Consider the following 13,387-nt stretch of genomic DNA (forward strand, 5'->3'; position numbering starts at 1 on the left):
TTTTGTGACGGCAATTTACCCTTCAGCAGATGAGAGAATAATGAAGGGCGTGACAGGATTAATTGTTTGGCTCAATGCGCTTTACGCGTGACGAGCCCGAAACGTCGTTTTTTATGGTAGACGGGTTGCCGGCATACTCGACGTGGCTGGCTCCGCTCAGATCGGTGCGCAACTCATCCGAAACCCGTACCTGGGCCTGGCTCATGCCTGTGAGCTCTAGAGTGGTGCGCTGCGTTTGCAGGCCTAACGCCTGAATCTGGCAGGCGCCGGAGCCTTCGGCATGCAGCTCAGTGGCGCTGCCGCGGACATCGGTGTGGCAGGCGCCGCTCAAGTCGAGGTCGAGGCGTGGTACATCGACATTAAGCGTAGCGGAGCAGGCTCCGGATTGCTCTACAGAAAGCGACTCGCCGCTAAACCCGGCTACATCGGCGCGGCAGGCGCCGCTTAGGTCGAGGCCCCGGAGCGTAGGCAGCGTGACGCGCACCAATACAGGCTTGTTGTTGTGGGAAGAAAAGTTGAACCAAGAGCCCGTGTTACGCGGCCGGATGACCAGCTCTTCGCCGTTGGTATCAACGCGCAGGTTGCCTAGGTCGCGCTCGTCACCGGCGGCTTCGATTTTGAATTCGCTGCCTTGGCGTACATACACTCGGTAGGCGCCGTTGGCCTCGATGCGCTCAAATCCGTTGAGGTTGAAGCTGCGGCGGCCCGAACCGTAAGCGCCCAGATCGGTAGGAAAGCTGGTCTTTCCCAGGTCAATCTTCACGCTCACGTCGCCGTTTTCATCGTCGTCGGTGTTGACGTGCACATTGATGCCGTCGTTATCGTTCATGTCGACGTTCACATCGTCGCCGTCTTTGTCGTTTTTGTCGCGCATTTCCTCGGCTGTGCAATTGATGCACTCCAGTTGGTTGCCACGCAAACGGAACCGGCGGCTGGCGATATCCTCGGGGCGATGGTCATTTACAAATGACTCGCTATTAAGTAGATAGCTAAAGTTTTCACTCAAGCGGTAGGTTTTGTCTTTGGGCAAGTGCAGCACCAGCGACACCCGCTGATCGCGGAAGGTAGCGTTGGGCCGGAAGCGGTAGCTCTCGTCGAAGGTCAGCACCGAGTCGCGTTGCTGCACGCCGTAGGTGATGCTGTTGGCAGCCGATTGAATAGCTGCCTCTTCGGTAGCGCCGTTAGCCGATACTTCCTGCTCCATCCGGATCACTTGGCCGCTGTCGGCAGAGACCAAAGTGATGTTCGGACGGCTCATCGAGTTTTCAAAGTCCCGCATGGCCAGCATCACGGTAGGGTACGGCACCGGCGCAAAGCTGCGGGTGGTTGAGTACGTACCGCGGTCTTGAAAGTCGCGGCTGATGCGGGCGGCTGCAATGCTAGAGCCTACAACGCTCAGCAACCACAGGCCCAGCAGCGACAGACCCGCCGTGCGGCTCAGTACCGAGCGGCGTAGCAGCAGCCCGATGCCCAGCAGCAGCATGGCCAACGCAGGGATAGCAGCCGTAGCGTAGAAGGCGAAGAGCGCCCAGGTAGGCACGCTGTTCATGAACAGGTAAGGAGGGAAGGGGCCCGTGTGCACAAAGCCCTGCGACTCCGGTATCCAACCCAAGGCCACGCCCAGCGCGATGGTAAAGCCCAGCAGCATGGAGAAGCCAATGACAACGAGCAGAGCGCCGGCAGCCCAGCGAATCAGGTTGCCCAGAAAGTTGATCAAAGGCCGAACATTGCGGAACAGCTCTTCTAGAAAGGTGCCTACCGGGCGGTTGCTGGAAGGAACCGCGCCTGCCTCAAACGCATTGTTACGCAAGGAGTTATCTATTCCGGAGAGCGTAACGGCGTCGCCGCGCATGCGCATCTTATCGGATACGGTTTTGGCTTCGGGCAGCAAAATCCAGAGGATAATGTAGACCGGAATGGAGAAGCCGCCGGCAAAGATGAAGACGATGAACAGGATGCGAACCAATACTACGTCAACTTTGAAGTACGCTGCCAGGCCGGCCGAAACCCCACCGACTTTGCCGTTGTCGGTGTCGCGGTAAAGCTTTTTGAAGGTCGGATCTTCATCGGTGGGCGGCGTGTCGTAGCGCTTGGGCAGCGCAATCCAGAGGATGACGTAGGCCAACAGCACCAGACCAGCCAGGTCGAAATGCGTGTTGTCGAAGGGCGTCATGTGCCGGAACACGGGGTTGATGAAAAACAGAACCAGGAATCCTAACCGAATCCACAACGGATTGATAGAGAAGTACCTAGCAATGCCAGCGGCTACGCCCGCAATCTTGCGGTTGGCCATGTCGCGGTAGAGGCGACGGGGCTCGTCGGTGGCAGCGGTTGCCGAAGCAGCGCCGGTGGCCGAGGGGCCACTGCCCGTGCCGCTGCTATAGGTGTAGCTGCCGGCAGCGGTGCCAGCGGCTACGGCCGAAGCCAGGGTTTCTTCGTCGTCTTCGGCATCGTCGGCCGATTGGAAGTCGCTGACGCGGCCCATTTTGGCCACCATTTCCTCTACGTCTTCCAGCGTGATGACTTGCTTGGTGCTGGACAGGCGCATCGAAAACAGCTCGGCGATGCGGCTTTCGATATCGGCCACAATCTCTTCGTGGCCACGGTAGCCAGAAAAATGAGCCTTCACTTCAGCCAGGTAGCGGCTAAGGATTTCGTAGCCATCCTCTTCGATGTGGAAGATGATGCCCTGAAGGTTGATGCTGATGTTCTTTTTCATCGTGGATGCTGCAACTATTCGGGAAAAACTCGGTGAGAACTGGCGGTCTGCTTACAGCAACTCCACAGTTCCGCTACCATTGGAGTGAGGTTTCTGGCGGATGATGCGGATCGAGTCCTGCACTTCTTCCCAGGTGAGGCGCAATTGGTGCAGAAACTCCTGCCCGGCCTGAGTGAGGGTGTAGTACTTGCGGGGTGGCCCGGACGTCGACTCCTTCCAGGTGTAATCCAGCAAGCCGGCGTTTTTGAGGCGCGTGAGGAGCGGATACAGCGTGCCTTCTACCACGATCATGCGGGCAGAGGTAAGCTCTTCCAGCATATCCGACGCGTAGACCTCGCCGCGGGCAATGATTTCCAGGATGCAGAACTCAAGGATGCCCTTCCGCATCTGCACTTGGGTGTTCTCTACTTTCATGGGCTAAGGCAGATATCGGTGAAGAATGAGACAAAGATAATAGAAGGTACTATGTAACGCAAGGTACTAGCGAAAAATATTTTTGGTTTCGTTTAGGACGGTCTTTTTGTTGAATTGGACTTAGGAAGGGAATATGCAGTAGCAGGGCATTTTGTGTTAAACAAAGGCCGCTGACGCGCAAAAAGCTCGCTTCGGAAATGAGTATCTTGCGTTCCCGCTCCCGCGATTATCCTTTTATTCAGTTGGTTACGCTATGACGCACGTCTCCCGAATTGTCACTTTCTGTATTGGGCTGGGTCTGAGCGCCGGCCTGACCACCGTGGCCACAGCGCAGAGCAAAGACAACACGCCCAAGTACAGCAACGAATTCCTCAACATCGGCGTGGGTGGTCGCGCCCTCGGCATGGGAAAGGTGCAGGTAAGTTTGGCGGATGACGCCACCGCCGGCTACTGGAACCCCGCCGGCCTGCTGGGCCAGAAAACCAAGTACGACGCGGTGCTCATGCACTCGGAACTGTTTTCGGGCATTGTGAAGAACGACTACGCAGCCTTTTCCACGCCCCTCGACGACAAAAGTGCCATTGGCGTGAGCTTGGTGCGCCTCGGCGTCGACGACATTGCCGACACCCGCAACCTGATCAACGAGTACGGCTACATCGACTATAACAAGATTCAGTATTTCTCCATTGCCGATTATGCGCTGCTGGTGTCGTACGCCCGCAAAATCGGGAACGTGGAAGGGCTGACCATCGGCGGCAGCGGCAAAATCATCTACCGCAACATCGGCAGCTTCGCCAACGCTTGGGGATTCGGCATTGATGCCGGCCTTCGCTATAACCACGCCGGGTGGCAGTTTGGACTGACCGCTCGCGACGTCACGACGACGTTCACGGCCTGGACGATCAACTCAGAAAAATTCCAGAACACCACCCTCACCGGCGATTCCATTCCGACCAACAGCACCGAAATCACGCTACCGCGCTTCGTATTGGGCGCGAGCCGGTCGGTGAAGCTGCCGGGGCAGTTTACCGCGCTCGTAGCCGCCGACTTGGAAATGACCACCGACGGCAAGCGCGAAACGCCCATCTCAACCAGCCTTATCAGCATCGACCCGCGCGCGGGCTTGGAAGTGGGCTACAACAACGTGGTGTTTTTGCGCGGCGGCATCAGCAACTTTCAGAAGCTCAAGAGCTTCACTGGCCAAAAAGAGTGGTATGCCCAACCTAGCTTCGGCGTAGGCGTGGCCACCAACGGCTTGCGCCTGGACATGGCCTTCTCGCGGCTGGCAGTAGGCTCAATCGCAGGCCAGAAAACCGGGCAGGCCAACTCCATCATCGTGTCGCTGGGGTACGGATTTAGATAAGTCTTGTTGTAAAATATTGATTGATAAGCAGTTATAATCTGCTTGGGTTTGGCATTGCTCTATACACATGAAACAAAACTACCAGCTGACAATCTTCTTTCGCTGGAGCATTTGCCTGTTGCTGCTAGTAGGCGGCTTCCAAGCGAAAGCGCAGTCCGGGCCCTTCGGCAACGAATGGATTGTGCCCGGTCAGCAATACTATAAAATCAAGGTTACTTACGATGGTTTACATCGTCTTGATTATCAATATCTTGCTAACTCAGGTGTGGCGGGCGTTCAGCCCAGCCAGTTTCAACTCTGGCGTCGGGGCAAAGAGGTAGCTATCTACGTGGGCGGCAATCCCGCTACGTTCGACGCCAACACCTTCATCGAGTTTTACGGCCAGCGCAACGACGGTCAGCTGGACCGGGGCATGTACAAAAAGCCCACGGATCAGCCGCAGAACCTCTACAGCCTCTACACCGACACGGCCGCATATTTCTTGACGTGGTCGGCGGGACGGGCAGGCAAGCGCATGGCTCAGCCCAGCGCATCGGCCCCTGGCACGGCGCATCCTTATCGAGTGCAAAATCGGCTACGCATTTTTGCAAATGCCTTCTCAAACGTCGATGTAGCTACTCAGGTGTATTTCCCGTGGGCCGAAGCCGGGGAAGGCTTTTTGTCGCCTTCGTACGGTTTTGGTGCTTCCGATTTGGGGGTTACCACGGTGCAGGAAATCGATTCGATCCGCAACATCGTGGCCGGTTCCAGCATTCGGGTGGAGGTGACGCTGGTAGGGCATAGCCGGATGGCAACAGAGCACATCAGCAACGTATCGGTGGTGCCGCCGAGCGGACAGGCGCGGCTGCTGGGCACCATGACGTATAAGGATTACTCGAGCAGCAAGCGAACATTTTCGCTGCAACGCTCTGATATCGGCACCGACGGCAAGGTGAAACTACAGTTCCAAGCGGCGGGCCCCAGCGACCCATCCGCGCCCCGGGACCGTTCGCGCATCGCCAACATCCGGGTACTGTATTCGCAGGCCAACCGGTGGTTTGCGCGGCAGCGGAGCGTTTCGTTTGCCAACGATTCGACGTTGAGCAGACCCGCTTATTACGTCCTCGACAGCATCCCAAATTCTGTTGCCGGCTTCGACGTAACGGACCCTTACAACGTGCAGCGGGTTGAGGGCGTGGCCACGGCTGGCACCCAGCGCGGCTTCGTGTTTCCCAGTGCCACCGATCGCACGCATACGCTGCTGCTTGCCGACGAAGCCCGCCCATACATTCCGGGTCCGGCCAAGCGGATTACATTCCGGACCATTACGCCAAGTGCCTATAACTTCTTGATTATCAGTAACGGGGTATTGATGAAGCCAGTAGGCAGCGTCACCAACCCGGTGCGGGCGTATGCCGAGTACCGCGGCTCGGCCGCGGGCGGCAAATACGACACCCTGGTCGTGACCAGCCAGCAGCTTTTCGACCAGTTTCACTACGGCGAGTACTCAGCCTTGGCCATCCGGCACTTCGCGCAATGGATGTTGACCAATGCTCGCCCCAAATACCTGCTGCTGCTGGGTAAAGGCGTGCATACCGGGGAGAGAGCCGGCAATGGAGCGCTGTACCGGCAGTTTCCGGAGCAGTATTCGGTGAAGGACTTGGTGCCCACGAGCACGCGTGGGCCGTCGGATAATTTTTTCTCGGCCGATTGGGAGAAAGACGAATACATCGCCCGCATTCCTACGGGACGCATTCAGGCCAATACGCCGCAACAGGTTCTGAATTACCTAAACAAGCTGAAGGAGCACGAGGCGCTGGGCGCGGAGCCCTGGCGCAAAAACGTGCTGCATCTGGTAGGTGGGCACGATGCTGTAGAAACTGCTCAGTTTCAGGGTTATATGAACAGATATAAGAACTCTGTCGAGAAGCCGTGCTTTGGGGGCAAAGTGGTAAAAACCTACGTGCACCCACCCGAAGCCGGGGCAAACCTGGTTGATATCAACATTGCGCCGGAACTGAACGCCGGGCTAAGCCTGATTACGTATTTCGGCCACGGTTCGCCCGAATTCTACGACCTCAACCTGGGTTCACCCTACAATCCGAGCACCAACTACAACAACAAAGGCAAGTATCCGGTCTTTATCATCAATGGCTGTGCCGGCGGCTACAGCTATACCGAGCACATTACGGTAGGCGAAAACTGGACGCTGGTCGGCGATAAAGGCGCGGTGGGCTTCATGGCCAGCGCCGTAGAGGGGCTCGATTCGGATCTGAACGAGTATTGCAGCACCATGTACCAGGAACTCTTCAACGACCCGAACTGGTACGGTAAGCCGATGACGGAAGTATACAACGAAGTAGCACGGCGGTTGCAGCCGCGGCTGGCCAGCTATCCTTTCGGAACGGCCCTGCTGATAAGCACCGTGTGGCAAGGCGACCCCGCGTTGCGCCTCTACTCGCCCGCTAAGCCCGATTTTGTCACTTCCAACGATAATCTTCAACTTCAGGATGGCAACGGGGGCGTGGCTCAAGCCACTTCTGCGAGCTTCAACCTGAACCTGCGCGAAAGCAACACGGGCAATTTGTGCGGCGCCGAAAACGTGGATATTAAGGTAACGCGCTTCTATCCGGCAGGGGCGAGCCCGGCCAGCGTCGATTACCACTTCACGATGCGGCAAGGCCGGCAGGATTCGACCTATGTTCTGGCCATTCCTAACACACCGCCCACGTCGGGCAGCAGCTTTGGCGCCAACCGATTTGTTGTGACCCTCGACGACAAAAACCTGGTCGATGAACTCAGCGAAACTAACAACCAGGCCGAGCTAAACATCAACCTGTTGCAGGGGGGGGTAACTACTCTCATGCCGACCGAGTTTGCCATTGTGCCCAGCACGACGGTGCGTTTGGTAGGACAATCCAACCTGCCGGGCAAGACCGCCCGGGGCTTTGAAATGCAGTTGGATACGGTGCCCACCTTCAACAGCAACGTATTGCAAAACCGGGTCGTTCAGGATGCCTACGTACCGCAATGGCAGGTTACGCTGCCCGCCGTCAACCGCGACAGCGTGGTGTGGTACTGGCGTTTGCGCCTGCAAACCCCACAGGTTGGCGAAGACCCGGAATGGGCCGTGAGTTCGTTCCGCGTCATCAACGGCAGCATGGGCGGTTGGTCGCAGAGCCATTACGGACAATTCGCGCGCGATAAGCAAGCGGGCCTGAGCAATGCCGCGCCCTCCGGCAAGTGGAGTTTCGCCAACACAACACAGGGCACGATCACATCCACGCTGATCGGGCGGGCTCAGCAATGGAATTCGCTCTACCAAACGGTGCGCACCGCGCCATCCGGCAGCTACACGCTACGCCTGATTGGGGTGGATGCCAATAATAAAAAGACCGTGCTAAACCCCGATATAAAGGATCGGGTGTATTCATTAGCTAGCATTTCGGCGGCGGCCTACCCGTATTTGCAACTGGAACTGGAGATACGCGATGCCTCAAGCGGCACAGCTCCACAACTCAAACAGTGGCTTGTGACCTACCAAGGCGTGCCCGAAGGTGTGGCCCGCCCGGACAAAGTAGCCGCGTCTACCTACGAAGCGGCCACGTTGGCCCAGCAAGCGGCCAGCACCGGCTACGTGGAGTTTCCGGTCGTTTTCGACAACGTTTCTCCCCTCGATTTCGGCAAGCCGCTGCAAACGCAGGTTTCGTTGCTGGACGAAAATGGCAAGTCAGCTACCCAAACGGTGGCGGCGACCCCCGACGTGCTAAAAGCCGATGGCACAGCTACTTTCAAGATGAAAGTTAACGTGTTTGGCCTCTCGGGCCGGGTGTCAGGCCGGGCAATCGTCAACACGGTACCGGTGCCTGAGCAGTACTTCTTCAATAATGAAATTATGCTGCCGGCCTTCAATGTGCCCGGCAACACCGTGCCGCCTGTTTTGGACGTAGCCTTTGACGGTCAGCACATTCTCAATGGTGACATCGTGTCGCCAGTGCCGGTGATTACGGTGCAGTTGCAAAGCAGCGACCGGCGGCGGGCAATCAAGGACCCGGCAAACTTCGATCTGTTCTTAACCAAATCGGGGCAGCCTACCATTAAGATTGACGTGCGAGCTTCCAACGTGGTCTTTGCTTACGATTCGCTCAAAGGCACGGCCCGCATCGACTTTCAGCCTGGAAAAGCTTCGCCGCTCGCCGACGGCACCTACACCCTGCGGGCGCAAGGCCGCGGCGCCAACGGCGTAGCCGCCGGTACGGAAGCGTACGAGGTTGCCTTCCAAGTGATTAGCGCTTCTACCATCACCAATCTTTACCCGTATCCGAACCCGATTACGAGCAAGGCCAAGTTTGTCTTTACGCTGACGGGCTCGGAGTTGCCGCGCAACATGAAAATCCAGATCATGACGCTCACGGGCAAAGTCGTACGGGAGATCATGATGGATGAGCTGGGGCCGTTGCGCATCGGCAACAACATCACCGATTTTGCCTGGGACGGCACCGACGAGTTCGGCGACCGCTTGGCCAATGGTACCTACCTCTACCGCGTCATGCTCGACACCGCCAACAAGCCCTTTGAGCACCGCATCACCGCTGGTGATAAGTCGTTTAAGAAAGACTGGGGCAAACTGGTACTGTTGAGGTAAGCGTTTGATTAAAAGATAGATATAAAGAGGCCGCCCAATTTGGGCGGCCTCTTTATTTTCTCTCACCACTGCGTGTCATCCAGAGCGCAGCGAAGGATCTCTACACAAGTAATACACCGAACGAAGCGGGCGAGATCCTTCGCTGCGCTCTGGATGACACGCGGCGCTAAATTTATAAGTAGATTATAATCAATTACTTATAAATCTAGCGCCGTTGCATCGTTACGAAGCTGAAGGCATAGGCGTGTTTGGCATCAGGCTCGTGCCGTTCGCGGGTTATCTCGCGCCATTCGGTGTGGTTGAGCTCGGGAAAAATTACGTCGCCATCGAAGCTGTTGTGGACTTCGGTAAGGAACACGGTGTCGGCGGCGGCCAAGGCTTGGCGGTAAATTTCACCACCTCCAATCACGAATACATCTTCGTCTAGAGCCTGCGCTTGTTCCAGCGCCTCGGGTACCGAAAAGGCGACTTGGCAGCCTTCTGCGTGCCAATCGGGCTGCCGGGTAACCACAATGTTGGTGCGTCCCGGCAACGGCCGGCCGATGGCTTCGAACGTGCGGCGGCCCATCACAATCGGGTGATTCAGAGTGAGTTGCTTGAAATGCTTCAAGTCGGCGGGAAGGTGCCAAATGAGCTGGTTGTCGCGCCCAATTACTCCATTTTCGGCAACGGCTACTACTAAAGCGATCATGTGGTGGGCGGAGTTAGGGTACTGGCATTGAAGCCGCGCAGGAAGTCGGAAACAGGCAGACGCTTCTTGCCTTCCAGCTGCACATCCAACAGATCGAGCAGGCCCGCTCCGGTTTGTACCCGGAGGTACGTGCGCCCATCCGTGAGCCAGGTGCCGGGCGGTGCTATTGCACCGGGTCCGCTGTCGGCGTCGTCGGCCATAGCTTGCGCCCGAAAAACTTTCAGCGTGCGCCCATCCGGGAGTTGCGTAAAGGCCGTCGGGATGGGGGAGAGGCCGCGCACTAAATTCGCTAAGGCAGGTGCGGATTGCGTGAAATCAAGCCGGCCGGTTTCCTTCTGTATTTTGGGAGCCGAACGCAGCGATTCGGTGGCCGTTTGGGGCGTAGTGGGCACATTGCCGGCTGCTATCGCCTGCACCGTGCGCAAGGCTAACGCCGCGCCAGAAGCCTTGAGCTTTTCGTACAGCGTGCCGAAGTCGTCGTCTTCGGAAATGGGTACCATATCCTGCAAAATCAGGTCGCCGGTGTCGATCTCGTGTTGCAGAAAGAAGGAAGTGACGCCGGTTTGCGTTTCGCCGTGGATCAGCGCCCAGTTGATGGGCGCCGCTCCCCGGTACTGGGGCAGCAGCGAAGCATGGATGTTGATGGAGCCCAGGCGCGGCATGTTCCAAACCGCCTCCGGCAACATCCGGAAAGCTACTACTACTTGCAAATCCGCTTCGTAGCTCCGCAGCTCCGCCTGAAACTCCGGTGATTTCAAGTTGGTGGGTTGTAGCACGGGTAAGTTATGCCGCGTCGCTGCCTGCTTCACGGCCGATTCGGCGAGTTGCCGACCGCGGCCCGCGGGCTTATCCGGCGCCGTCACAACGGCCACCACTTCGCAGCCGGGCCAAGTCAGCAGCGTTTCGAGCGTCGGCACCGCAAATTCGGGCGTACCCATGAAAATGAGGCGGAGAGGAGAAGTAGAATTCATAATTATTAAGGAAACCGAAAAGATGAGGGTCAGGATTAGTGCTAGTCCTAAAAATCCTGGTACAGTAAGTACTTCTTCCTCATCTGTTTGTATTGCGACAGCGCCGGCTCCCACGACGCGCGGATTTCCTGTTCGGACTTCCCGGCGATGATTTGCTGCCGCATCGTGGAAGTGCCACTGAGTTGCTCGAAGTATTTCCCGAAGAACTTCTCCTTGTTGGTGCTCTGCTTGTAAAAGTCGATCAGATACTTAAGCGTGAAGCCAGTTGGTTCTTTGACTTCCACTTTCCGCAGGTCGAGGCCGTAGCAAAGCTGCCCGTTTTGGGGTGGCGTGGGCGAACCTGTGTTGGGCCGGGGCGTGAAGCTGAAAGGGCGGCTCGTCGGCTGGGCTGGGCCACCAATCACTTCAAAAGGCATATCGGTGCCTCTGCCCACGCTCACGTCGGTGCCTTCGAACATGCATACGGTAGGATAAAGCACAACCGAATGCGCATTCGGTAAGTTGGGCGAAGGGCGCACCGGGAGCTGATAGTGCATCGCGTGCGTGTAACCGGCCACCGGCACCACCGTAAGGCGGCAAGTTCGGCCACCGGCCAGCCACTTTTCGCCGTTGATCATTTGCGCGAGCTCGCCTACCGTGAGGCCGTGCACAATCGGGATGGGGTGCATGCCCACAAACGACTTGTGCGCCGGCTCTAGCACCGGCCCGTCGACGTACCAACCGTTGGGGTTGGGGCGATCCAGCACCAGTACTTCCTTGCCTTGTTCCGCAGCGGCTTCCATGATGTAGTGCAGCGTACTGATGAAGGTATAGAAGCGTGCGCCAACATCTTGAATATCAAATACTAACACATCAACGTCCTGGAGCATTTCCGGCGTTGGCTTTTTGGTAGAGCCGTAAAGCGAGCGAACGGGCAATCCGCTGCGGCTGTCGCGGCCGTCTTTGATGGTAGCGCCATCGGCAGCTTCTCCCCGGAAGCCGTGTTCGGGCGCAAAAATCATTTTCACCTGCACGCCCTGCGTAAGCAAGGTATCGACGAGGTAGGCCTGCCCAACGCGAGCGGTCTGGTTGACGACGAGGCCTACGCGTTTGCCGCGCAGCTGCGGCACGTAGCGGCCAAACTGCGCCGCGCCCACTTGCAGGCTGGCCGGCGCTTGTGTAGCAGCGTCGAGCACAACCTGAGGCGCGGACGTGACCACCACCGGCGGTACCGGCGTGGCAGCAGCCGACTGGGCAGAGCCGGTGCTAGGACGGCTGCAATCGGCGAACAAAACGGTGAAACCTAGCAGGCTGGTAAGCAGGGTTGAAGTCATTAGGAACGAAACTAGAAAACTGGCCGTAGACGCGTAGCTTTACGGCAGTGAATGTCTCGCGGTATATATCCCACAAGATCGAGGGTGCCGATTCAGGTTCTTTTACCTCCTCGGTGACAAAAATAGCCATTATCAGCATTGCCCTCGGGCTGGCGGTAATGGTCGTCTCGTTTGCGATTCTGGAAGGCTTCCGCAACGAGATCCAAAGTAAGATCTTCTCGTTTGGCGCGCACCTCCAAATCAGCAAGTACGACACCAACAACTCGCTGGAAGTCGAGCCCATCGAGAGTGTGCGCTTGCTCCAGACGCTGCACCGCATTCCGGAGGTAAAGAATGTGCAGCCTTTCGCTCGCAAAACTGCCATCATCAAGACCAAAGATGAGGTGATGGGCGTGGCCTTAAAGGGAATTGACGAGAAAAACGGTCTTTCGTCGATGCGGCAAAACCTGGTGGCGGGCAAATTCATCACGTTCTCCGACACGGCCGCCAGCAACGACGTGTTGCTCAGCCGCAAAATTGCCGACAAGCTCCGGCTGAAAGTCGGCGACGAGGCGTTGTTTTATTTTATCCAGAATCCGCCGCGGGTGCGCAAATTCACCGTGAGCGGCATCTACCAGACCGGCCTCGACGAGTTCGATGAGGCTTACGTGATCGGCGATATTCGGCAGGTGCGCGAGTTGAATTCGTGGCCCGATTCGCTGGTAGGTGGCGTGGAAGTGATGCTGCGCGACTTCACGCAGCTCGATCCCACCTTCGATCGCATGTACGAAAGCCTGCCTTATGATCTGAAGCTGGACAAGATCACCGAACAATACGCCCAGCTCTTCGACTGGCTGAAGCTATTGAACCGTAACGTAGTTATCTTCCTGATACTCATTATCTTCGTGGCTACGTTTAACATGGTGGCTACGATCTTTATCATGATTCTGGAGCGCACCAACATGATCGGGGTGCTCAAGGCCATCGGGGCTACTGACAACCAGATTCGCAGCATGTTCTTTTTCCGCGGCATGTCGCTGACGGTGCGCGGCATGCTCTACGGCAATTTGGTAGGCCTGGGCTTCTGCGCGCTCCAATATTATTTTCACCTCATCCCGCTCGACCCCGAAAACTACTACATGAACCGGGTTCCGATTTACTGGGACGTGAAAATGATTCTGCTGCTGAACGCCGCCACGTTTCTGGCGTCCCTGCTGGCCGTCCTGATTCCGACCTACCTAATCTCACGCATTCGCCCGGTAGCCGCGATTAAGTTCGATTGATGTTTGAACCACGGATTTTGTGGACGAACA

Annotated in this window: 8 protein-coding genes; 3 read left to right on the top strand and 5 right to left on the bottom strand. The window is 57.1% G+C overall.

The annotated features are described in order from the left end of the window. Positions 1-58: 58 nt before the first annotated feature. Together FHG12_RS15385 and FHG12_RS15390 are read right to left on the bottom strand one after the other, a co-directional pair. The gene (locus FHG12_RS15385) at positions 59-2,719 is read right to left on the bottom strand and encodes a PspC domain-containing protein (protein WP_139516569.1); all 2,661 of its coding nucleotides are present in this window, start codon (positions 2,717-2,719) and stop codon (positions 59-61) included. A gap of 51 nt (positions 2,720-2,770) precedes the next feature. Next, positions 2,771-3,133, bottom strand: a complete 363-nt coding sequence (locus FHG12_RS15390; protein ID WP_139516570.1) for a PadR family transcriptional regulator — start codon at positions 3,131-3,133, stop codon at positions 2,771-2,773. 253 nt (positions 3,134-3,386) lie between these two features. On the opposite strand from FHG12_RS15390, the gene FHG12_RS15395 reads away from it, so the two are divergent. Next, complete coding sequence (locus tag FHG12_RS15395; protein ID WP_139516571.1) at positions 3,387-4,496, top strand: putative type IX sorting system protein PorV2; 1,110 nt, start codon at positions 3,387-3,389, stop codon at positions 4,494-4,496. A gap of 67 nt (positions 4,497-4,563) precedes the next feature. Beyond that, entirely contained in the window at positions 4,564-9,120 is a 4,557-nt protein-coding gene (gene porU2, locus FHG12_RS15400; protein ID WP_139516572.1) for a putative type IX secretion system sortase PorU2, read from the top strand. A 205-nt stretch (positions 9,121-9,325) separates the two neighbouring features. On the opposite strand, the gene FHG12_RS15405 is transcribed toward porU2, so the two are convergent. The 3 genes from FHG12_RS15405 to FHG12_RS15415 are packed head-to-tail and all read right to left on the bottom strand — an operon-like array spanning position 9,326 to position 12,095. After that, a complete protein-coding gene (locus FHG12_RS15405; RefSeq protein ID WP_139516573.1) occupies positions 9,326-9,811 on the bottom strand; it encodes a dihydrofolate reductase in 486 nt (161 codons plus the stop codon). Beyond that, positions 9,808-10,782, bottom strand: coding sequence for a methionyl-tRNA formyltransferase (gene fmt, locus FHG12_RS15410; protein WP_139516574.1), 975 nt, complete (start codon positions 10,780-10,782; stop codon positions 9,808-9,810). Before fmt ends, FHG12_RS15405 begins: the two co-directional genes overlap by 4 nt. Before the next feature lie 47 nt (positions 10,783-10,829). Beyond that, the gene (locus FHG12_RS15415; protein WP_139516575.1) at positions 10,830-12,095 is read right to left on the bottom strand and encodes an exo-beta-N-acetylmuramidase NamZ family protein; all 1,266 of its coding nucleotides are present in this window, start codon (positions 12,093-12,095) and stop codon (positions 10,830-10,832) included. Between the two features lie 113 nt (positions 12,096-12,208). Here FHG12_RS15415 and FHG12_RS15420 point away from each other — a divergent pair, with 113 nt between their 5' ends. Further along, entirely contained in the window at positions 12,209-13,357 is a 1,149-nt protein-coding gene (locus FHG12_RS15420; RefSeq protein ID WP_230471142.1) for an ABC transporter permease, read from the top strand. Positions 13,358-13,387: the final 30 nt, after the last annotated feature.

It is taken from the genome of Hymenobacter jejuensis (genome assembly GCF_006337165.1).
In the GTDB taxonomy this organism is placed as follows: domain Bacteria; phylum Bacteroidota; class Bacteroidia; order Cytophagales; family Hymenobacteraceae; genus Hymenobacter; species Hymenobacter jejuensis.

Coding starts and splice junctions, on each gene's coding strand:
- FHG12_RS15385 (WP_139516569.1), bottom strand. CDS start 2,719: ATGAAAAAGAACATCAGCATCAACCTTCAGGGCATCATCTTCCACATC.
- FHG12_RS15390 (WP_139516570.1), bottom strand. CDS start 3,133: ATGAAAGTAGAGAACACCCAAGTGCAGATGCGGAAGGGCATCCTTGAG.
- FHG12_RS15395 (WP_139516571.1), top strand. CDS start 3,387: ATGACGCACGTCTCCCGAATTGTCACTTTCTGTATTGGGCTGGGTCTG.
- porU2 (WP_139516572.1), top strand. CDS start 4,564: ATGAAACAAAACTACCAGCTGACAATCTTCTTTCGCTGGAGCATTTGC.
- FHG12_RS15405 (WP_139516573.1), bottom strand. CDS start 9,811: ATGATCGCTTTAGTAGTAGCCGTTGCCGAAAATGGAGTAATTGGGCGC.
- fmt (WP_139516574.1), bottom strand. CDS start 10,782: ATGAATTCTACTTCTCCTCTCCGCCTCATTTTCATGGGTACGCCCGAA.
- FHG12_RS15415 (WP_139516575.1), bottom strand. CDS start 12,095: ATGACTTCAACCCTGCTTACCAGCCTGCTAGGTTTCACCGTTTTGTTC.